The sequence below is a fragment of the Cupriavidus sp. 01L415 genome (assembly GCF_056400065.1).
The window spans coordinates 83,534-105,008 of sequence record NZ_JBFTSP010000010.1 but is presented as its reverse complement, the minus strand read 5'-3'; the positions used below and the strand labels follow the sequence as shown (position 1 = coordinate 105,008).

The window sequence follows — 21,475 nt, the reverse complement described above, 5'->3', positions numbered from 1 at the left end:
CAGTCCCGGATCCTGACTGACCCTGACTGATCCCACCCGAACCCCGATACCGATTGCCATGGAAACCAACGCTGCCCGTGACCGCATCTTTGCCCGCATCCGTGCCGCCCAGGGTCGGGGCCCCAAGGTGACCAGTGGCGAGCGCGAGGCCGTGGCGGACTACCTGACGCGCCATCCGCAAGGGCCGCAGCCGCCCGTGGCCGGGGACCGTGCCGAAGCCTTCAGCCTGCAGGCGCGGAAGTTGGCGTCGACGGTGGATCGCGTGGCCACGCTGGCCGATGTCCCGGCCGCCGTGGCCCGGTATCTCGATGGGCTGAAGCTCGTGCGCCGCGCCGTGGCGTGGGACAGCTTCGGTAGCCTGCCGTGGGACGCGCAGGGGCTGACGGTGGAATGCCGTCCCCCGGTGCGCGAACCGCAGGCCGATCACGATCATGGCGACCTCGTCGGCATCACCGGCTGTTTCGTGGCGATCGCGGAGACCGGGTCGCTGATGCTGTTGTCCGGGCCGGAGACCTTTGCCTCGGCTGCGCTGCTGCCCGAGACGCACATCGCAGTGGTGCCGGTGTCCCGCATCGTGGTCAATCTCGAAGAGGCGTTTGCCCGTATGCGCGCGGAGCATGGTCAGTTGCCGCGCGCCACGAACGTCATCAGCGGGCCCTCCCGCACGGGCGATATCGAGCAGACCATCGTGCTGGGCGCGCATGGTCCGTACCGCGTGCACGTGATCCTCGTCGACCAGGGCTGAAGCCCCGATTCCCCAATGCCCTGACGTCCGGGGCGAGGTCCCCTGTCGCGCATTTTGAGACCTTTCGCAAAGGGGTTTGCTTTACACTGAGCCCTTCGTTGCGTGCTGACGTCCGAGGCCCTGCAACGCCTCGGACGCGTGCGCCTTTTCGCCATTTCATGCGCAAGCCGTAGCCTGACCGCGCGGGCGGCTTTCGTTTCGCGACAAGGAGAATCCTGCTCGATGCGACGTGCCTTCGCGATCCTGCCGCCGGCTTTGCTTGCGGCCATCGCACTCTTTCCCACGCTCGTCCATGCGGCCGATCTCGACGGCGCGGCGCTGTCTCCCATCTGGGGGATGCCGTTCGCCGGCATCCTGCTGTCGATCGCCCTGTTTCCGCTGTTCGCACCTCACTTCTGGCATCACCACTACGGCAAGATTTCCGCGGTGTGGGGCCTGCTGTTCCTGGTGCCGTTCGCCATGCAGTACGGCACCCATGCGGCGGTGGTCAGCACGGTCCATGCCCTGCTTGCCGAATACGTGCCGTTCATCGTCCTGCTGACTTCGCTGTACGTCGTGGCCGGTGGCATCTGCGTGCACGGCAACCTGCATGGGACGCCGCGGCTCAACACCGGCATCCTTGCACTTGGCACCGTGCTGGCCAGCTTCATGGGGACCACGGGCGCGGCCATGTTGCTGATCCGTCCGTTGCTGCGCGCCAATGACAATCGCCGCCATGTGGCGCACGTCGTCGTGTTCTTCATCTTTCTTGTGGCGAATGCGGGCGGGGCCCTGACGCCGCTGGGCGACCCGCCGCTGTTCCTGGGGTTCCTGAAGGGTGTGGATTTCTTCTGGACGATGCGCAATATCCTGCCGGAGACGATCTTCGTCTGGGTGATCCTGCTGGCGCTGTTCTATGTGGTGGACCGCCATTACTTCCTGAACAGGGAGGAGGAATTGCCCGTCGCACGTGATCCGACGCCGGATTCGGCCGGCATTCGCATCGAGGGCAAGGTCAATTTTGTCCTGCTGCTGGCCGTGATTGGCCTGGTGCTGATGAGTGGCCTGTGGAAGCCGGGCATCGCGTTCGACGTGATGGGTACCGAGGTGCCGCTGCCGGCCCTGATGCGCGACGCGCTGCTGATCGTCGTCACCGTGGTGTCGCTGCTGGCCACGCCCCGCACGGCGCGCAGCAGGAACGAGTTCAACTGGGAACCGATCCTGGAAGTCGGCAAGCTGTTCGCCGGCATCTTTCTCACGATCATCCCGGTCATCGCGATGCTGAAGGCCGGGACCGATGGCGCGTTTGCCGGCGTGATCCACGCTGTCAGCGACAGCAAGGGCCAGCCGATCGACAGCATGTACTTCTGGGCAACCGGTATCCTCTCCTCATTCCTCGACAACGCGCCAACATACCTCGTGTTCTTCAACACGGCCGGAGGCGACCCGGCCACGCTGATGACGCGCGAAGCCTCCACGCTGGCGGCCATCTCCGCCGGCGCCGTGTTCATGGGCGCCAATACGTATATCGGCAATGCGCCCAACCTGATGGTCAAGGCAATTGCCGAAAGCCGCGGCGTTCGCATGCCCAGCTTCTTTGGCTACATGGCATGGTCGTGTGCCGTGCTGTTGCCGATTTTCCTGGTGATGACGTTCCTTTTCTTCCACGTATGACTGCCATGAAGCCTTCCGTCCTTGTTACCCGCGCGATCTTTCCCGACGTGATCGACCGGCTCGCGCAGTATTTCGAAGTCGACAGCAACCAGGATGACGTCGTGCTGGATGCCGCCGCGCTGAAAGGCCGCCTGGCCGGCAAGGCCGGTGTGCTGGCCAATGCCGCCGACAAGATCGACGCCGGTGTGGTGGCCGGACTGCCGGCCTTGCGGGCCGTGTGTAACATGGCAGTGGGCTACAACAACCTCGACATACCGGCGCTGACCGCCGCGGGAATCGTTGCGACCAACACGCCCGACGTGCTCACCGAAACCACCGCGGATTTCGGCTGGGCATTGCTGATGGCCACCGCACGGCGCGTGACCGAGTCCGAGCACTACCTGCGTGCCGGCAAGTGGGAGCGCTGGAGTTACGACATGCTGGTCGGCATGGACGTGTACGGCAGCTCGCTGGGCATCCTTGGCATGGGGCGGATCGGCCAGGCGCTGGCGCGACGCGCGGCCGGCTTCGGCATGCAGGTCCTCTATCACAACCGCAGTCGGTTGCCCGCCGATACCGAGCGGGCGCTGAACGCGCGCTACGTCAGTAAGGCCGAGCTGCTGCAACAATCCGATCACCTGGTCCTGGTGTTGCCGTACAGCCCGGAGAGCCATCACGCCATTGGTGCGGCGGAGCTCGCGCTGATGAAGCCCACGGCCACGCTGATCAACCTGGCGCGCGGCGGCATCGTTGACGACGGCGCATTGGCCGCGGCACTGCGCGACCGCCGGATCTTCGCGGCGGGCCTCGACGTGTTCGAGGGCGAACCCCGCGTGCATCCGGACCTGTTGACCGTGCCGAACGTGGTGCTGACGCCGCACATCGCCAGCGCATCGGAAAAGACGCGCCGCGCCATGGCCAACCTGGCTGCGGACAATCTGATCGCGGCCCTCGATGCGGGCCCGCAATCCGGCAAGCCGTCTTCGGTCATCAACCCCGAGGTGATGGCGCGTCGTCGCTGATCGCTGATTGCTGAACGCCGCCGCGATCTGGCATGGATGGCGGCACTCCGATTGTCTAGTTTTCGCTTCCATGACCCTGATTGCCGTACTGACCCTCGCCGCCGTGCTCGTGGCGGTTTTGCTGCTGGTAATGCTCGTCTGGCGTGGGCGGGACGCGTTGTCGCCGTCTGCTGACCTGCTGCGCGTGCTGGCGGAGATGCGCGGCAACGTGCGCGACGACACCACGCGTGGGCTGGAACGACTGGAGCGCGAACTGCGTACCGAAGTCGGCGAGGCCGCGCGCGCCAACCGTGGTGAGGCGGGACAGCAGATGCTGCGCTTCCAGCAGACGTTGTCGTCGCAACTGACCAGCATTGCCACGCTGCAGAACAACCAGATCGACACGTTCGCGCAGCAACTGGCCAAGCTGACGGAGTCGAACACTCAACAACAGGAACACTTCCGCCAGCATCTGGTGCAGCAGGGGCAGCAGGGGCGCGAGGAACAGGCGCTGTCGCTGCGGCGGTTCGGCGATGGCCTTCAGCAGCAACTGGCGCAGATGTCCGAAGCGAACGAGCGGCAACTGGCTCAGGTTCGTGCCACGCTCGAACAGAAGCTTCGCGACATCGAGGCCAACAACGCGGCCAAGCTCGAGGAAATGCGTCGGACCGTGGATGAGAAGCTGCATGCAACGCTGGAGCAGCGACTGGGCGAATCGTTCAAGCTGGTTTCGGACCGGCTCGAGCAAGTACACCGCGGGCTGGGCGAAATGCAGGTGCTGGCGCAGGGCGTAGGCGATCTCAAGCGCGTACTGACGAATGTGAAATCACGCGGTACGTGGGGCGAAGTGCAACTGGAAATGCTGCTCGAGCAGATGTTGACAGCGGAGCAGTACGCCAAGAACGTGGAGACGGTCCGCAACTCCGGCGCGCGCGTGGAGTTTGCCATTCGCCTGCCGGGGCGCGATAGCAATGGTGGGCCGGTGTGGCTGCCGATCGACGCCAAGTTTCCGAAGGAACAATACGAGCGCCTGGTCGATGCGCAGGAGCATGGTGACGTAGAGGGCGTGGCCAGCGCAGGTCGCGAGCTGGAAGTGGCACTGCGCCGCGAAGCGCAGACCATTGCCGAGAAATATCTGTCGCCACCGGCTACGACCGATTTCGCCATTCTCTTCCTGCCAACCGAAGGCCTCTACGCGGAAGTGCTGCGCCGACCCGGCCTGACCGATCTGCTGCAGCGCGATTTCCGCGTGACCGTGGCAGGGCCGACGACACTGACGGCGCTGCTCAACAGCCTGCAGATGGGCTTCCGCACGCTGGCGCTGGAGAAACGTTCCAGCGAAGTCTGGGAGGTGCTCGGCGCGGTGAAGACCGAGTTCGGCAAGTTCGGCGAAATATTAGCCAAGACACGCGATACGCTCGTGCGCGCCGCGCGAAACATCGAGCAAGCCGAGGTACGCACACGCCAGATGGAGCGCAAGCTGAGGACCGTGGAGGCACTGCCCGGAGAGCTGGCGGAGCAGCTATTGGGAACTGCGGGAGCGGTGGGGATGGTGGGGAGTGGGGTGCCCGAACAACCGCTGCAGCCACAGGAAGGTGGCGGCACGGCCCAGCAGTAGGCTGCAGAGATAAAACGAGAGGGATCGGCAATGCGATCCTCGGGGGATGCTCAAGCGGCCGCGCAGGCCGCCTGGTGCTGATCGCTCAGTAGCGACTCAGTAGCGACTCAGTAGCGACGCAGTGACGGCTCAGTGACGATCGTCAGGCGTAAGTTCGCGAACGTGTACCTCGATGCCGCCGAAGCGCGCAGCCACCCAGTTATACGCCTTGCATCCCAGCCACAGCAGCCCGAAACCAATCAGTGCGTTCAGGATCAGTGCAGTGAACACTGTGATCCCGGGCAGGTCGCCGTATCGGACAAAGGCTACGAACAGACCCATGGCCACAATCGGCACCGAAAAGCACAGGTAGACGAGCACAAGTGCGCGTGCGGTCTTGACGGGGTGGAGGTACGCGATCTCCTGATTCATGACGACAGACAAGATATTGGGGGGATTCAGATTTTTCGTGCTGCAAGTGTAGCGACTGGGGCTTGCGACGCATAGTCCACCATTCGCCGAGCCTCGCAATTTGGAAGGTTGGACGTGGCGGCAGGTACAGAATGCGGCGCAAAAACGACACCTGTCACGACACCGTGGCTGCTTGTCATACGACAACTAGCCGTCACCTTATCGGTAATCGATTCGGCTCATCAATGGACCGCATCTATGCCCGCTTGGCGAAACGTACACACATCCACCGGGCTTAGATCAACCCGTCGAACAGCATGACGTCAACGGTGTCACCGGCAGCGACTGTGTCTTGCTCATGTGCCAGCACGATGAAGCAATTTGCCTCGCTCATCGATCGCAGCACGCCGGAGCCTTGTTGACCCGTGACGCGCACCTCCCAGCCACCTGCGGCGGCCGGCGCCAGGATGCCGCGCTGGTATTCGGTGCGGCCCGGCTTCTTGCGGATGGCTGCAACGCTGCGCACGCGCATCATCGGCAGCGGCGGCACATTGGCGCCCATCTGACGATGCAGCGCCGCGCGCACGAAATGGTAGAAGGTCACCATCACGGCTACCGGGTTGCCCGGCAGGCCGAACAGCATGGCCTCGCGGCCATTGGAGGTAATGCGGCCAAAGGCCATGGGCCGGCCGGGACGCATCGCGATCTTCCAGAAGGTCACGTCGCCAAGCTTCGCCATGATCTGCTTGGTGTAGTCGGCTTCGCCCACCGAGACCCCGCCGGAGGTGATGATCGCGTCGGCGTTTTCGCATGCGCTGCGGAATGCCGCTTCCAGCGCGGCCGGATCGTCGCGGACCACGCCCATGTCGATCAGTTCGACATTGAGACGGCGCAGCATGCCATGCAGCGTGTAGCGGTTGGAGTCGTAGACGCAACCCGGGTCGAGCGGATCGCCGATCGAGCGTAGTTCGTCGCCGGTGGAGAAGAACGCCACGCGCAGGCGACGGCGTACCTTGATCTCGGCAACGCCGAGCGAGGCCAGCAGGCCCAGGTCGGCAGGTTGCAGGATGCGGCCCGCGGAGAGTGCGGCCTGGCCGCGCGCCAGGTCTTCGCCACGCAGGCGGCGGTTGTCGCCGGCGCGCACGGCGTTGGCGGCAAAGCGGATCTGGTTACCGCCGGCCTGCACTTCGACGAATTCCTGTGGCACCACCGTATCGCAACTGGCCGGCATGACCGCTCCCGTCATGATGCGCACCGCCTGGCCGGCAGCGGGGGCCACGTCATAGGTATTGCCGGCATAGGCCGTGCCGATGACCTCCAGCACGACATCCGTGGCCTGGCTGGTCAGTGCCGCACTGGCAAACGCATAGCCATCCATCGCCGAGTTGTCGTGCGCCGGCACGTCGATTGGCGAGATCACGTCTTCGGCCAGCACGCGGTCGAGCGCGGCGCGAATGGCCAGTTGCTCCGTGCCGCGCACGGGCTCGACCACGTTTCCAATGATGGCGTTGGCCTGAGCGACGGGCAGCGCGGAGGGATCGTAGTCGGACAGGCAGGAGATGACGGATTGCAGGGAAGGCATGGGGCGGTCTGGTGGAGCGCGGAGGTGGCGCTAATGACGATGCGAATACCGGAGCGAAATACGAAGAAGTCTAACCCGGGCGCGGGGCTCAGCGACTGTCGTGCGTGCGTAGTTCGTCCAGCGTATTGATGTTGGCAAACGCGTCGGCATCGTCGAACAGCACTTCAGCCAGGCGGTGGCTGGCCACCCAGGTTTCGATCTTGCGGCCGCCACCGTTCAGGTAGGCGGTCAGGCTGTCGGCGGCCGTGGTCGGCATCAGGCAGAACACGGGCTGGGTTTGCCGGCGGCCATCGGCATCCACCGTCACGGGGATGGCCATCTCGGCGCCTTGCGCTTCGATGGCGCTCGCCAGGCGCTGGACCAAGTCGGTGGGCAGGAACGGCGTGTCGCATGGCGCGGTGATCATCCAGCCAGTCTGGCATTGCTCGAGTCCGGCCAGCATGCCCGCCAGCGGGCCGGCGAAGTCCGGCACCGAATCCGTGTACACCGGCACGCCGAACGATTCGTACGCGGCCAGGTTCCGGTTGGCGTTGATCATCATTGCGCCGGTTTGCGGGGAGAGGCGTATCAGCGTGTGCATGGCCATCGGCACGCCGCGCAATGGTTGCAGGCCCTTGTCGGTGCCGCCCATGCGGCTGCCCCGGCCGCCAGCCAGGATCAGGCCCGTGATGTCGTCGCGTGCAATCATATTTTCGGAAAGAGGCGATGCATGGAAGGGGGCGGAAAAGGATCCGACCGGCGAACCGTTTGGCGGCATCAGCCGCCGATATAGGACATCTCGATCTTGCGCTCGGCACGCGCCCGGCGCACGGCGGGGTCACTGCGCTGTTCAGAATAGTTGTCGGTGCGGCCCTGCCAAACCTGGGCGATGGCATTGGCAATTTCCAGGTCACTGTGGCTGCCGCGCAGCAGCGCGCGCAGGTCGTAACCCTCGGTGGCGAACAGGCACAGGTACAGCCGGCCCTCCGTGGAGAGGCGGATGCGGCTGCAATCGCCGCAGAAGGCATGCGTGACGCTGGAGATCACGCCAATCTCGCCGCCGCCGTCGCGATAGCGCCAGCGCTCGGCAGTTTCGCCGGAGTAGTTGGCGGATATCGCTTCCAGGGGGAAAACCTCATCGATACGCCGCACGACATCGGCGGACGGAAGCACTTCGTCCATCTGCCAGTGATTGCTGGCGCCCACGTCCATGAATTCGATGTAGCGCACGATGATGCCGCTGCCACGGAAATGGCGCGCCATCGGCACGATCTCGGCGTCGTTGGTGCCATGCTTGACCACCATGTTGACCTTGATCGGCGCCAGCCCCACGGCCTGGGCGACTTCGATGCCGTCGAGCACGTCGCGTACGGCAAAGTCCACATCATTCATCTTGCGGAACGTGACGTCGTCGATCGCGTCCAGGCTCACGGTCACGCGCGACAGGCCGGCATCGCGCAGCGATTGCGCCTTGCGGGCCAGCAGGGAGGCATTGGTCGTCAGCGTCAGGTCCAGCGGCTTGCCGGAGACCGTCTCGATACGCGCGAGCATCTCCACGAGCTTTTCGATGTTCTTGCGCAGCAGCGGCTCACCGCCGGTCAGCCGGATCTTTTCCACGCCCTGCGAGACGAAGATGCGTGCGGTGCGCTCGATCTCCTCGAAGCTCAGCAACTCGGAGTGGGGCAGGAAGGTGTAGTCCTTGTCGAACACTTCCTTTGGCATGCAGTACACGCAGCGGAAGTTGCAGCGGTCGGTGACCGAGATGCGCAGATCATGCAGAGGACGGCCGCGCGTATCCGCCACGAGCCCGGTCGGCGTGACGAGGCTGGACGGAATGCTGGGCACCATCGAGCGATAGAGATGGTCGCGCAGATCAAGGATGGGAATGACGGTATCGGTCATGGCCTGGGGGTGGCGAGACGGTCTGCCAGTGCGCAAGGGCGCGTGGCCGCCGTTCTGCTGCCATTCTAGCCGAGGCGGCCTCGGCACCGTCGACTACCGGGTTCGGCGCAGGGGCACAGTTTCCCGCTGCGCCGGGCAATACAGTCCAAGGCAAGGGGTAAGTCGGGTTGCCGCCACATGAAAAAAGGGACGGCATGGCCGTCCCTTCGTCTTGCGGAATCGCCACGGGACGGCGGCCGTGGAAGCCGCCGTCCCGTGTGTCCGGGCAACTTACTGCTGTTGTTGCTGTGCCGCTTCGCGTTGCTGGCCACCGGTTTCCACCAGGACCATCGGACCCTGGGGCAGCGGCGGCAGCGGCTTGCGCTCGCGCAGCACGCGCGGAGCCGGTGCGATGCGGGCGGCGGCTTCCTGGGCGGCACGGTGCTTGTCGATGTCCGTCTGGACCCACTGGAGGCCTGCGGAGGACAGCATCGGTTCCAGTGCCGCGTCGCTCAGCGCAGCGGCGGCGGGTGCAGCAACCGGGGTGGGGACCGGGGTCACCACCGGGGCCGGCGCGCTGGCCACGGGAGCCGGCGCGACGTCAGGCGTGACAATCACTGGTTCCGGAATCGCCGGTGCAGCGGCCACGGGCGCCGGAGCTTCCACCGCCGGCGCAGCCGGTGCGGTGTAGGCCGGAGCAGGCGGTACCACCGGCGCTGCCGGCGGCTGGCTGACGGCGGCAAAGACCGGCTCGGCTGCCGGGGCCGGTGCGACTGGCTCGGCGTACGACGCCGGCTCCACGCGGGCGACAACCGTTTCGACACGTTCCGCGACCTCGGCAACGGCAACCGTTACCGGCTGTGCGGCTGCGGGCTGCGGAGCCTGAGTCACCGGCGTGGCGGCAGCTTGTGCCACTTCGGATTCGTACTCGGACTCGGTCACGCCGGCGCTGACTTCCGCCAGGTTGGCATCGTTCGCTTCGGGCGTTTCGCCTTCCGTGCCCTGCACGCCATCCTCGCGTTCGCGGCGATAGCGGTTGCGGCCACGGCGATTGCGGCGGCGGCGCTCCTCGCCTTCGCCTGCTTCGCCGGCCATGGCTTCCACGCCTTCCGGCAGTTCACCGGTAGCCGTCACCGCCACTTGCGCGGCCGGAGCGGCCTGTGCAGCCTCGAACGCGGTTTGCGGGGCAACGTCGGCGTTCAGCGTTTCTTCAGTCTCGCGGGATTCGCTACGCTCACGCTGGCGTTCGCGCTGACGCTCGCGACGTTCCTGGTTGCGTTCGCGACGGTTCTCCTGGCGGCCTTCGGTGCGCTCGCCTTGGGCGGCGTCTGCCTGGCGGGCGATGGCCGGGGTGGCCTGAGCGTCGCGCGGGGCACGAGCCGGGCGCTCGCCACGTTCGCCACGCTCACCACGTTGCTCACCGCGCTGATCACCACGCTGCTCGGCGCGTTCGCCGCGTTGCTCGCGCTCACCACGCTCGCCGCGCTGGCCACGTCCCTGGCGTTCGCCGCGCTCTGCACGCTCGCCGCGTTGCTCGCGGTCACCACGCTCGCCGCGTTCACCGCGTTCACCGCGTTCACCGCGTTCACCGCGTTCACCGCGCTCGGCACGATCACCACGGCCCTGGCCGCGGCCATCACCGCGCTGGCCACGCTCGCGGCGGCCTTCGCCGCGGGCTTGCGCCTCGGCGACCGGCTTGGCAGGTTCCGCCACCGGGGCGGCCGGCTTGGCGCCGAACAGGCCCTTCAGCCAGGCGATGAAACCGCCGCTGGCCACAGGTTGCGTGGCCGGGACCGGACGCGGTGCGGATTCCGGACGCGGGGCGCGCTCGGGACGCGGCACCGACACGGGCGCCGGCTGTTCCGGAGTGATGCCCTTGACGGCAGCTTCCTGGCGCGGACGTGCGTCTTCCTTCTTGCGGCTGCTGTAGCTGGTGTCGGCCTCCAGTTCCTTGGCGGCGGCCTCGGCCATGCGGTAGCTCGCGGTGGATTCCTCCAGGCGCGGGTCGTCGTGGCGCAGGCGCTCCAGCTTGTAATGCGGGGTCTCGAGGTGCTTGTTCGGGATCAGCAGTACGTTGACCTTGAAGCGCAGCTCGATCAGGTTGATTTCCTGGCGCTTCTCGTTCAGCAGGAAAGCAGCCACTTCCACCGGCACCTGGCAGTGGATGGCGGCCGTGTTTTCCTTCATCGCCTCTTCCTGGATGATGCGCAGCACCTGCAGGGCGGACGATTCGGTATCGCGGATGTGACCCGTGCCATTGCAGCGCGGGCAGGTGATGTGCGAGCCCTCGGACAGCGACGGACGCAGGCGCTGGCGCGACAGCTCCATCAGGCCGAAGCGGCTGATCTTGCCCATCTGCACGCGGGCGCGGTCGTGGCGCAGGGCGTCTTTCAGACGCGTTTCCACGTCCTTCTGGGCCTTGCCGGACTCCATGTCGATGAAGTCGATCACGATCAGGCCGCCGAGGTCGCGCAGGCGCAGCTGGCGAGCGATTTCGTCTGCCGCTTCCAGGTTCGTGCGCAGCGCCGTTTCCTCGATGTCCGCACCCTTGGTGGCGCGGGCCGAGTTCACGTCGACGGAAACCAGGGCTTCCGTGTGGTCGATCACGATCGCGCCACCGGACGGCAGCATCACCATGCGGGAATAGGCCGATTCGATCTGGTGCTCGATCTGGAACCGCGAGAACAGGGGCACGTCGTCCCGGTACTTCTTCACGCGGCTCATGTTGTCGGGCATGACCACGCTCATGAAGGCGCGGGCCTGCTCGTAGATCTCATCGGTATCGATCAGAATTTCGCCGATATCCGGCTGGAAGTAGTCGCGAATGGCGCGGATGACCAGGCTCGATTCCAGGTAGATCAGCAGCGGGGCTTTGTTGTCGCCGGCGGCGCCGTCGATGGCCTTCCACAGTTGCAGCAGGTAGTTCAGGTCCCACTGCAGTTCCTCGGCCGCGCGGCCGATGCCGGCGGTGCGGGCGATGATGCTCATGCCCTCGGGCACGCTCAGCTGCGCCATGGTTTCGCGCAGTTCCTGGCGGTCTTCACCCTCGATGCGGCGCGACACGCCACCGCCACGCGGGTTGTTGGGCATCAGCACCAGGTAACGGCCGGCCAGCGAGATGAACGTGGTCAGGGCGGCGCCCTTGTTGCCGCGTTCTTCCTTTTCCACCTGGACGATCAGTTCCTGGCCTTCGTGCAGGGCGTCCTGGATGCGTGCATTGCGCACGTCCACGCCGTCCTTGAAGAAGGCGCGGGCAACTTCCTTGAACGGCAGGAAGCCGTGGCGCTCTTCGCCGTAATTGACGAAGCAGGCTTCCAGGGAGGGCTCGATCCGGGTGATGACGCCCTTGTAGATGTTGCCTTTGCGCTGTTCGCGCCCGGCAGTTTCGATATCGATGTCGATCAGTTTCTGACCATCGACGATCGCGACGCGCAATTCCTCCTGTTGCGTCGCGTTGAACAGCATGCGTTTCATCGCAATACCTCACTCCTGTGTCGCGGATGGCACCTATGGGCGGTGCCCGCGACGATCCATGGAGCACGCGAGGAAATAGAGCGAGGGCGGGAGAATTGCCGGAGTCGCCGGCGCGCAAAACGTCGCAGCCGGCAGGGCGCGGGTGAAAGAGAGAGGCTGTCGGCGTCGTGGCGTCCGCTGGGTCGGAGAGAGCGCCGTGGCACTGCTCCTGATACAGCGACTTGCGGCGGATGCCCGGCAGCCGGAGGCGATGCGCCATGAAGTCCAATGCCTGCGGCACTGGCTTTCCGCGCATCGCGGCCGGCCGGGATGGCCAAGACGCGTCAAAGAGCAAGTTTTCGGACGCGGCACACGTGGCCTTTTGCCATCCTGATCTGTCTCCTGGCGGCGCACCGCTGCTTCTTGGAGTTCTGCGACCGGGCGCCGGTAAATACGACAAGCCGATAATGCAGATCAGGTGGCAGGCTCGCCTGCCGGCCGGCACCGATTCCCGGTGCGGGCGGTCTTCTCTCACCGATGCGGATGCCGGTAGGGCATCCACATTGAATTCTGTTCTACCTGAACACTCAGTTTCCACGTGCCCGCCGTCTTTCGCCGAAGCCGCCTATGGGCGACTTCCTGCGCGCCGGCGCGGCGCGTGCGTGCTGCTGATTACCGCTATTTGCCCGTCTGGCGCCTGCGGGGTACGCAAAATGCGGGAGACGGGCCGGGTTGGCGGCAACCCGAAGTGTAAAATGCGAGATCTCGCGCGGATACTGGTGGGAATACCCAAGGGTGCCCGACTGGAAACCTTCCGATTGTCATGCATGTCGGACAGGGCCCGCGCCAAAAAACGCTTACACAGGTCTTGCGCTGCCGGTCTTTGGCCGGAACAGCCGGGAAATTATATTGAAAATGAATGAGTTACGCCATCAAATTGAAAAGGAGCCGCATTCCACCCCGGGCGCGCTCCAGGTGGCGTATGTGACCATCGATGAAAGCGCGGAAGGTCAGCGCATCGACAATTTCCTGCTCAAGGTCGCCAAGGGGGTGCCCAAGAGTCATATTTATCGCGTATTGCGGTCGGGTGAAGTCCGGGTCAACAAGGGCCGGATCGACGCCACCTACCGCCTTCAGTGTGGCGATGTGGTGCGCATTCCACCCATGAGAGTGGCGGAAAAGGCATCTCCGGATGCTGGCGGCGCTTATGTGCCGTCCGCGGAATTTCCGATCCTGTTCGAGGACGCGCATCTCCTGGTGATCGACAAGCCTGCGGGCGTGGCTGTCCACGGCGGTTCGGGCGTGGCATTCGGGGTGATCGAACAGTTACGGCGCGCACGTCCCGATGCAAAGTTCCTGGAACTGGTCCACCGGCTGGACCGGGAAACATCCGGCATCCTGGTGCTCGCCAAGAAGCGATCCGCGCTGGTGCATCTGCATGAGCAGATTCGGGGCAGCGACATGGACAAGCGGTATTTCGCCTGCGTGGCAGGTGAATTCCCCAATGCCCGCCAGCACGTAAAACTCTCGCTATATAAATACAGCACGCCGGACGGCGAGCGCCGGGTCCGGGTGCAGGCGGATGGACTGCCTTCGCACACCGTGTTCAACCGGGTCGAGGCATTCGAGGGCTATACGTTGCTGGAAGCCGAGCTCAAGACCGGTCGTACCCATCAGATCCGCGTGCATTTGCAGGCATCGGGCTTTCCGATTGTCGGTGACGAGAAATATGGCGATTTCGCGCTCAACAAGTCGCTATCGCGCAGCAACGCGCGGCCGGGCATCAAGCGGATGTTCCTGCACGCGCACCGTCTGACGTTCATCCATCCCGCCACGGGCGAGCCGATCACGGTCTCGGCGCCGCTCCCCGCCGATTGTGTTGAATTTCTGCAACAATTGCGGCAGGCCCGTGCCGCGCCCTGAAGCGCGCGCATCGGGCAACCCGCCACACTTTCCGCATCGACCAAGGACCTCAATGGGCAGGCAGCGCTTCGACCTGATCGTCTTCGACTGGGATGGAACCCTCATGGATTCCACCCCGACCATCGCCAAATGCATCCAGCTGGCCAGCCGCGACCTGGGGCTGCCGGTGCCGGACGACAGCGCCGCCAGCCATGTGATCGGACTGGGCTTGAAGGATGCGTTGTCCTATGCCGTGCCGACGCTCGACCCGGCCGACTACCCGCGTCTGGCCGAGCGCTATCGCTTCCACTTCCTGACCCGCGACGCCGATCTGGTGTTGTTCCCCGGCGTGCCGGAGATGCTTGAATCCCTGCACGCGGAGCACTATTTCCTGGGGGTGGCCACCGGCAAGACCCGGGTGGGGCTCGAGCGTGCGTTGGCGGCCACCGGGCTCGGCAAGCTGTTCGATGCCACGCGCTGCGCCGACGAGACGTTTTCCAAACCGCATCCGGCGATGCTGCACGAACTGACGCGCGAACTCGGGCAGGACATTGCCCGAACGGTGATGGTCGGCGATACCACGCACGACCTGCAGATGGCCGTCAACGCGGGCGCCCAGGGCCTCGGCGTGTGCTATGGCGCGCATCCGGCCGATGCGCTGCGCGCGATGGCACCGGTGCATTGCGCGACGTCGATTGCCGATCTGCAGGAGTGGTTACTCACGCATGCCTGAATCCAGCCTGGAGCCGCGGCGCTTGTGCGGCGCTGACGAACTTGCCGATGGTGGCGCGGGAGTGCGATTCACCGTCAAGGTCGAAGCGCGCAAGATCGGTGCCTTTGTGGTGCGTTACGATGGCGCCGCCCATGCCTATCTGAACCAGTGCGCGCATGTGCCGATGGAGCTCGACTGGCAGGAGGGGCATTTTTTCGATAGCACGGGCCTATACTTGATGTGCGCGACACATGGCGCGACGTATGCGCCTGACACCGGCCTTTGCGTGGGCGGCCCTTGCCGGGGCGCCGCGCTGGTCAAGCTCCGGACCGAAGAACGTGAGGGCGCCGTCTATTGGCTCCCCGAACCGCCTTTTTACCCGCCCGAGGCCACCTGAGCCTCGCCGGGCTTCCGTCTGACTTTACCGAGTCCGATTTTCACCGAGTCCAATTGCATGACAGAACAGCAAAAACCGCCGGTCGAACCGGGTTTTCCTAACGATGCGGACGCACCGGGCGCCGGCCCCGGCGACGCCCATCGGCTGGAGACCGCGCGCCAGGCGGACTACCCGCTCGAGCATGAACTCAAGGCGGGCGATGATGCTGCCCGGCGTGAGGGTGACGAACGCCGGGCGCGCATGGCGGGCAAAGGTGGCAAGGCCCCGGTAGGCGGCAGCGCCATTGGCGGCTGGGAGCGCGACGTTCTGGAAAAGGTGCTGATGGCCACGCTGCGCGAGCAGCGTGCCGCGCGGCGCTGGAAGATCTTCTTCCGCTTCCTTGGCCTGGGCATCCTCGCGCTGATCCTGTTGGCGGTGTTCGACTTCAAGGGCGACGGCCTGACCAGCACGTCGGGCCGGCATACCGCCATGGTGTCGCTCGAGGGCGAGATCGCGGCGGGAACGCCGGCGAGTGCGGAATCGATCAATGCCTCGCTGCAGGCGGCATTCGCCGATACCAATGCAGCTGGTGTCATCCTCAAGATCAACTCGCCGGGTGGCTCTCCGGTGCAGGCGGGCATCATCAACGATGAGATCCATCGTCTGCGCACGCTCTATCCGAACAAGCCGTTTTATGTCGTGGTGGAGGAGATCTGTGCATCCGGCGGTTACTACGTGGCGGCCGCGGCGGACAAGATCTACGTCGACAAGGCCAGCATCGTGGGTTCGATCGGTGTACTGATGGATGGATTCGGCTTTACCGGCCTGATGGACAAGATCGGCGTGGAGCGGCGTCTGTACACGTCGGGCGCCAACAAGGGCATGCTCGATCCGTTTTCGCCGCAGGTTCCGCGCCAGAAGGTCTACGCCGAGACCATGCTCAAGGAAATCCATCAGCAGTTCATCAACGTGGTCAAGGAAGGTCGCGGCGACCGCCTGAAGAGCGATCCGGAATTGTTCTCCGGCCTGTTCTGGTCTGGCGAGCGCGCCGTGCAACTTGGACTGGCCGACGGTGTTGGCAGCGCGGACTACGTGGCACGGGACCTGTTCAAGGCCGAGGACATCGTCGACTACACGGTCAAGGAAAACATCGCCGAACGCGTGGCCAAGCGCTTTGGTGCGGCAATGGGCTCGGCGGCGATGAAGACGATGCTGATGGGCACGAGTATCCAGCCAATGCGGTAGAGATCGCCGATGTGACGTGAAAAAGGGGATGCACAGTGCGTCCCCTTTGCATTTCTCTTCCCTTGATGCGGAGCCTGCGGGTGGCGCAGGTCAGCTGGCCAGCAGCGAGAAGATGGCCGGTCGCTTGTGCAGGTCCAGGCGGTCCGGCCGCCACGCCGAGAGCGGCAGCGTGACGATCGTCTCGGTGGGCAGCGTCAGATCGACGGCGATCGACAGCAGGGTCGAACCGGCGCAATGCTGTCGCAGTGCTTCCAGCAGTGCGCCATTGCGGTAGGGGGTTTCGATCCAGACCTGTGTCTGGTGCGCCTTGCGCGAGCGGGATTCCAGTTCGCGTAGCTTTTGCGCGCGTGCGTCGGCATCGACGGGCAGGTAGCCATTGAACGCAAAGCTCTGGCCGTTCAGGCCTGAGCCCATGACCGCCAGCAGGATTGAGCTTGGACCGACCAGCGGGCGCACGGTAACGCCGCGCGCGTGGGCCAGTCGCACGAGGTCCGCGCCCGGGTCTGCCACGGCCGGCACGCCGGCTTCCGACAGCAGGCCGCCATCGCGCCCCTCTGCAATCGGATCGAGCAGGGCGGCCAGCGCTTCGGCTCGCGTATTCACATTCAGTTCGCGGATTTCGATCTGCTGGATCGGGTGCGCCAGCGCGCTGGTTTCATTCAGCTTCTTCAGAAAGGCGCGCGCCGTCTTGGCGTTCTCGGCTACTAGGTAGTCGAGCTGCGCGGCGATCTGCTGGACGCCGGCGGGAATGACATCAGGCAGCGGGTCGAATGCATCGCGCTTGCCCAGCGTGTTCGGGATCAGGAAAAGGGTGCCGGTCATGGCTCAGGCTCCAAATAGCGGATAGCCGGCCGCGCGCAGCATGCCGGTCAGCGCAATCAGCGGCAGGCCGATCAACGCCGTCGGATCGTCGGATTCCACCCGGGCCAGCAGCGCGATGCCCAGGCCCTCGGCCTTGGCGCTCCCGGCACAGTCGTAAGGCGTTTCCAGCCGCAGATAGGTGTCGAGATCCGTATCGGACACGTCGCGGAAAGTGGCGTGGGTTTGCACGTCCGCCACCTGGGCCTGCCCCGTGCGGCCGTCCAGGAGGCACAGGGCGGAATGAAATGTGACGGTACGGCCGCGCATCTGACGCAGTTGCGCCATCGCTTTCTCGTGGTTGCCAGGCTTGCCAATCTGCGTGCCATCGAGTGTGCAGACCTGGTCTGAGCCGATCACCAGTGCGCCCGGGTGTCGCGCGGCGATCGCTTCCGCTTTCAGACGGGACAGTCGGAGAGCGGTCGCCTCGGGGGCTTCGCCGGGAAGTGGTGTTTCGTCAATGTTCGGGGTGGCGACCTCAAAAGGCAGGCGCAGGCGCGCCAGCAGTTCGCGCCGGTAGGGGGAACTTGAGCCCAGGATCAGGGGAGGGCGGGCATCGGGGGAAGACATATCAGTCACTGGGTAAAAAGAACAAAAGATGCGGCGGGCGCTGCATATCTGTGTGGGAATTCGCTGTGCAAGGTCGATGCAGGGTCGGTATACTTTGACCGCTTCAAAGATTTCGTCGTAAAATCGCGCGTTTAGCCGCTCGGGCACGTTCGTGTCTCGCGCCGGGCCGGGTTCCCTCAAGGGGCTGGCCGGCAGGCGAATCCAGCCTCGTCAGCGTGGATCGTCTTCAGATGCGGCAAACAAGGCATATTTCCAGCGTCAGCCCTACATGAGTCAGCCGACCCAGTCTGCGGCGTCCGCCGTGGCATTCGATCTGCGCGAAACGGATCTCTTCGCCTTCTGCCGCAAAGGCGGCAACGTGACGGGAGAGGTCGTGACGCGCGATTTGCCGCGCATCTTAGCCGAGACGGCGGAAGATGCGCCAGCGTCGGCGCCGGAGGAAACCTTCCGCTACATGCTCGCGGGCTTTGTGCGCGAGGAGGCAGTGGAGCCCGGCGAGCCGGTGTCCAAACGGATGTTCCTGGACGTGACGGTCAATGGACGGGTCTGGCTGGATTGCCAGCGGTGCCTCCAGGTGTATCCGGAGCCGATCGCCACGAAGATGCGCTTCGAGGTCATGGCGAGCGAGGAAGCGGCTGACGAGGCGCCGATGGATGATGATGAACTCGACGTGATCGTGGGTTCGAAGAAGTTTTCGGCGCTGGATCTGATTGAAGACGAGGTGCTGTTGGCGTTGCCGTCGGCGCCGAAGCATGCAGTCTGCCCGGCAGTGCACGAGTCGCTCGTGACCGGCACGGACGGCGAGGTGGAGCCCGAGGCGCCACCTGAAGAAGAAAAGCGGCCATCGCCCTTCGCGGCGCTGGCCAGCCTGAAGACGAAGCATTGACGCCACTTATGCGTACGGTGCCAGCGTCTTACTGGTAGCAGGTCAAGTACCCGGCCGGGCCCCGGCTACGCCTTGTGCAGGGTGCGTGTGTTAATATCGCAAAATTCTCGAAGGAGTCATCATGGCAGTTCAACAGAACAAGAAGTCGCCGTCCAAGCGCGGCATGCATCGTTCGCACGACCACCTGACGGTCGCACCCCTGGCCGTCGAGCCGACCACGGGCGAAGCCCACCTGCGTCACCACGTGAGCCCGAACGGCTACTATCGTGGTCGCAAGGTCATCAAGACCAAGAACGACTGACCAGGTCGTCTGGCGTGACCCTGTGTCTCGCTCGCGCACGTTGTCAGGTGTAAAACAGGAAAGCGGCAAGCTCGTTGCCGCTTTTTTGTTGGGCGCTCGGCGCCCGCACGGCAGCGTATCCGCGTGTCCGGCTGGTTGCGTCCCCGCGAACCGATGCGGTGGGTGCCGGCGCGCTTTCCGTATCTGGAAACAATGACGATCAAGCTCGCTATCGACTGCATGGGCGGCGATCACGGTGTATCCGTGACCGTGCCGGCGGCGATCAGTTTTCTTTCCCGTCACGACGATGCCGAGATGATTCTGGTCGGCTTGCCCGACGCCATCGGCGCGCAGCTCAAGAAGCTGCATGCGATGGATCATCCGCGCGTCACCGTTGTGGCGGCGACCGAGGTCATCACCATGGATGACCCGGTGGAAGTGGCGCTGCGCAAGAAGAAGGATTCCTCGATGCGCGTGGCCGTCACGCAAATCAAGGAAGGCAAGGCCGACGCATGTATCTCCGCCGGCAATACCGGTGCGCTGATGGCGGTGTCGCGCTACGTGCTGAAGACGCTCGAGGGCATCGAGCGGCCGGCCATTGCCACCACCATTCCCAATGAGCAAGGCTGGGGCACCACGGTGCTTGACCTGGGCGCCAATGCCGACTGCGAACCCGGGCACCTGTTGCAGTTTGCCCGCATGGCAGAGGCCATGGTGTCAGTTGTGGACCACAAGGACCATCCTTCGGTAGGCCTGCTCAACATCGGCGAGGAAGTCATCAAGGGCAACGAGGTGGTCAAGGCCGCCGGCGAGCTGCTGCGCGCTTCCGAACTCAACTTCTACGGCAACGTGGAAGGCAACGACATCTTCAAGGGCACGACGGATATCGTCGTCTGCGACGGCTTCGTCGGCAATGTGGCGCTCAAGAGCACCGAGGGCCTGGCCAAGATGATCGGCAGCATGATCAAGGAAGAGTTCACGCGTTCCTGGTTCACCAAGCTATTGGCCGGCGTGGCCATGCCCGTGCTGTCGCGCCTGGCGCGCCGGCTGGACCCCGCACGGTACAACGGCGCATCCCTCCTGGGCCTGCGCGGGCTGGTGATCAAGAGCCATGGTTCGGCCGATGCCCACTCTTTTGAATGGGCGATCAAACGCGGGTATGATGCGGCCAGTAATGGCGTCATTGAACGCATAGCAAGGGCCTTTGCCAACAAGTCCGGTGCCGCAGGCGCCGCGACCGGCGGCCCGGAGACAGACGCACCGGACCCACATCCCGACACACGTGCCGCCTGAGGCCCAGATGCCACGCCCGCGTGGCGGGGCCTGCCGATGCGCCCGCGCCCGGGCGACCTGGTGAGCATCTAGATCCGACACTACATGACCAAGTACGCAAAAATCATCGGTACGGGGAGCTTCCTGCCCCCGCGGCGCGTCACCAACCACGAGCTGGCTGCGCAGCTCGCGGAAAAGGGAATCGAAACCAGCGACGAGTGGATCGTGTCGCGTAGCGGCATCTCGGCGCGTCACTGGGCAGAGCCCGATGTCACCGCCAGCGACCTGGCCGTCAAGGCTGCCGAGCAGGCAATTTCCGCGGCCGGCATCAACCGCCAGGATATCGACCTGATCATCGTCGCCACCTCCACGCCGGACTTCGTGTTCCCGAGCACGGCGTGCCTGGTGCAGACCAAGCTTGGTATCACCAACAACTGCGCGGCATTCGACTTGCAGGCTGTGTGTTCCGGCTTTGTCTACGCGCTCGCCACGGCGGACAAGTTCATCCGCAGCGGCTCGCACAAGAACGTGCTGGTGATCGGCACGGAAGTCTTCTCCCGCATTCTCGATTTCAACGACCGCACGACGTGCGTGCTGTTTGGCGATGGCGCCGGAGCCGTGGTCCTGTCGGCGTCAGACGAGCCGGGCATCCTGTCGTCGGCCATGCATTCGGATGGCAGCCACGTCGGCATCCTTTGCGTACCGGGCAACGTGTCCGGTGGCGCCATCACGGGCAATGCGTTCCTGCACATGGATGGCCAGGCGGTGTTCAAGCTCGCCGTGACCGTGCTGGACAAGGTTGCCCGCGAAGCGATGGCGGCTGCGGAGGTGCAGTCGGACGAGATCGATTGGCTGATTCCCCATCAGGCCAACATCCGCATCATGCAGGGCACGGCCAAGAAGCTCGGCCTGCCCAGCGACCGCATGGTGGCCACGGTGCACGAGCACGGCAATACGTCGGCTGCGTCCATCCCGCTGGCGCTGGACGTGGCGGTTCGCGACGGCCGCATCAAGCCGGGTCAGACGGTGCTGATGGAAGGTGTCGGCGGCGGCTTTACCTGGGGCGCGGTGCTGCTGCGCATGTAATATGCGG

19 protein-coding genes are annotated in these 21,475 nt (G+C 64.8%); 12 read left to right on the top strand and 7 right to left on the bottom strand.

What is annotated here, in order from left to right; all coding sequences use genetic code 11:
• The first annotated feature begins 58 nt into the window (after positions 1-58).
• From AC1DOX_RS16960 to AC1DOX_RS16945, 4 genes are all read left to right on the top strand, one after another.
• A complete protein-coding gene (locus tag AC1DOX_RS16960; protein WP_441620003.1) occupies positions 59-745 on the top strand; it encodes a LutC/YkgG family protein in 687 nt (228 codons plus the stop codon).
• A 222-nt stretch (positions 746-967) separates the two neighbouring features.
• Positions 968-2,398 (top strand): sodium:proton antiporter, encoded by a 1,431-nt coding sequence (locus AC1DOX_RS16955; RefSeq protein ID WP_441620001.1) that lies wholly within the window; start codon positions 968-970, stop codon positions 2,396-2,398.
• A 5-nt stretch (positions 2,399-2,403) separates the two neighbouring features.
• A complete protein-coding gene (locus tag AC1DOX_RS16950; RefSeq protein ID WP_441619999.1) occupies positions 2,404-3,399 on the top strand; it encodes a 2-hydroxyacid dehydrogenase in 996 nt (331 codons plus the stop codon).
• Between the two features lie 70 nt (positions 3,400-3,469).
• On the top strand, positions 3,470-4,996 hold the full coding sequence (locus AC1DOX_RS16945; RefSeq protein WP_441619997.1) for a DNA recombination protein RmuC: 1,527 nt from the start codon (positions 3,470-3,472) through the stop codon (positions 4,994-4,996).
• A 129-nt stretch (positions 4,997-5,125) separates the two neighbouring features.
• Here AC1DOX_RS16945 and AC1DOX_RS16940 read toward each other — a convergent pair whose 3' ends face one another.
• The 5 genes from AC1DOX_RS16940 to AC1DOX_RS16920 form a co-directional block, all read right to left on the bottom strand.
• Positions 5,126-5,407, bottom strand: coding sequence for a hypothetical protein (locus AC1DOX_RS16940; RefSeq protein WP_092134541.1), 282 nt, complete (start codon positions 5,405-5,407; stop codon positions 5,126-5,128).
• 274 nt (positions 5,408-5,681) lie between these two features.
• Positions 5,682-6,968 (bottom strand): molybdopterin molybdotransferase MoeA, encoded by a 1,287-nt coding sequence (gene moeA / locus AC1DOX_RS16935; protein ID WP_441619995.1) that lies wholly within the window; start codon positions 6,966-6,968, stop codon positions 5,682-5,684.
• An 88-nt stretch (positions 6,969-7,056) separates the two neighbouring features.
• Positions 7,057-7,656: a molybdenum cofactor guanylyltransferase MobA gene (mobA, locus tag AC1DOX_RS16930; protein ID WP_441619993.1), complete on the bottom strand. Its 600-nt coding sequence runs from the start codon at positions 7,654-7,656 to the stop codon at positions 7,057-7,059.
• A 68-nt stretch (positions 7,657-7,724) separates the two neighbouring features.
• Entirely contained in the window at positions 7,725-8,849 is a 1,125-nt protein-coding gene (gene moaA / locus AC1DOX_RS16925) for a GTP 3',8-cyclase MoaA (RefSeq protein WP_441619991.1), read from the bottom strand.
• 270 nt (positions 8,850-9,119) lie between these two features.
• Entirely contained in the window at positions 9,120-12,302 is a 3,183-nt protein-coding gene (locus AC1DOX_RS16920; protein WP_477114044.1) for an Rne/Rng family ribonuclease, read from the bottom strand.
• Positions 12,303-13,196: 894 nt separating this feature from the next.
• Between AC1DOX_RS16920 and AC1DOX_RS16915 the strand changes: the two genes are divergently transcribed.
• The 4 genes from AC1DOX_RS16915 to AC1DOX_RS16900 are packed head-to-tail and all read left to right on the top strand — an operon-like array spanning position 13,197 to position 16,516.
• Positions 13,197-14,204, top strand: coding sequence for an RluA family pseudouridine synthase (locus tag AC1DOX_RS16915; protein WP_441620054.1), 1,008 nt, complete (start codon positions 13,197-13,199; stop codon positions 14,202-14,204).
• Between the two features lie 52 nt (positions 14,205-14,256).
• Positions 14,257-14,916, top strand: coding sequence for an HAD-IA family hydrolase (locus tag AC1DOX_RS16910; protein ID WP_441619987.1), 660 nt, complete (start codon positions 14,257-14,259; stop codon positions 14,914-14,916).
• Positions 14,909-15,292, top strand: a complete 384-nt coding sequence (locus tag AC1DOX_RS16905; protein WP_441619985.1) for a Rieske (2Fe-2S) protein — start codon at positions 14,909-14,911, stop codon at positions 15,290-15,292. The genes AC1DOX_RS16910 and AC1DOX_RS16905 overlap by 8 nt, the downstream gene beginning before the upstream one ends.
• Before the next feature lie 57 nt (positions 15,293-15,349).
• Entirely contained in the window at positions 15,350-16,516 is a 1,167-nt protein-coding gene (locus tag AC1DOX_RS16900) for a S49 family peptidase (protein WP_441619983.1), read from the top strand.
• A 90-nt stretch (positions 16,517-16,606) separates the two neighbouring features.
• Here the strand turns inward: AC1DOX_RS16900 and AC1DOX_RS16895 are convergent, their stop codons facing one another.
• Together AC1DOX_RS16895 and AC1DOX_RS16890 are read right to left on the bottom strand one after the other, a co-directional pair.
• Entirely contained in the window at positions 16,607-17,338 is a 732-nt protein-coding gene (locus AC1DOX_RS16895; protein ID WP_441619981.1) for an SAM-dependent methyltransferase, read from the bottom strand.
• A gap of 3 nt (positions 17,339-17,341) precedes the next feature.
• Positions 17,342-17,944 (bottom strand): Maf-like protein, encoded by a 603-nt coding sequence (locus AC1DOX_RS16890; protein ID WP_441620052.1) that lies wholly within the window; start codon positions 17,942-17,944, stop codon positions 17,342-17,344.
• Between the two features lie 268 nt (positions 17,945-18,212).
• On the opposite strand from AC1DOX_RS16890, the gene AC1DOX_RS16885 reads away from it, so the two are divergent.
• The 4 genes from AC1DOX_RS16885 (at position 18,213) to AC1DOX_RS16870 (ending at position 21,468) form a co-directional block, all read left to right on the top strand.
• The gene (locus AC1DOX_RS16885; protein WP_441619979.1) at positions 18,213-18,830 is read left to right on the top strand and encodes a DUF177 domain-containing protein; all 618 of its coding nucleotides are present in this window, start codon (positions 18,213-18,215) and stop codon (positions 18,828-18,830) included.
• 121 nt (positions 18,831-18,951) lie between these two features.
• Positions 18,952-19,131, top strand: a complete 180-nt coding sequence (gene rpmF, locus AC1DOX_RS16880) for a 50S ribosomal protein L32 (RefSeq protein ID WP_092134523.1) — start codon at positions 18,952-18,954, stop codon at positions 19,129-19,131.
• A gap of 192 nt (positions 19,132-19,323) precedes the next feature.
• On the top strand, positions 19,324-20,403 hold the full coding sequence (gene plsX, locus AC1DOX_RS16875) for a phosphate acyltransferase PlsX (protein WP_441619977.1): 1,080 nt from the start codon (positions 19,324-19,326) through the stop codon (positions 20,401-20,403).
• A gap of 84 nt (positions 20,404-20,487) precedes the next feature.
• Complete coding sequence (locus tag AC1DOX_RS16870) at positions 20,488-21,468, top strand: beta-ketoacyl-ACP synthase III (protein WP_441619975.1); 981 nt, start codon at positions 20,488-20,490, stop codon at positions 21,466-21,468.
• The last annotated feature ends 7 nt before the right edge of the window (positions 21,469-21,475 follow it).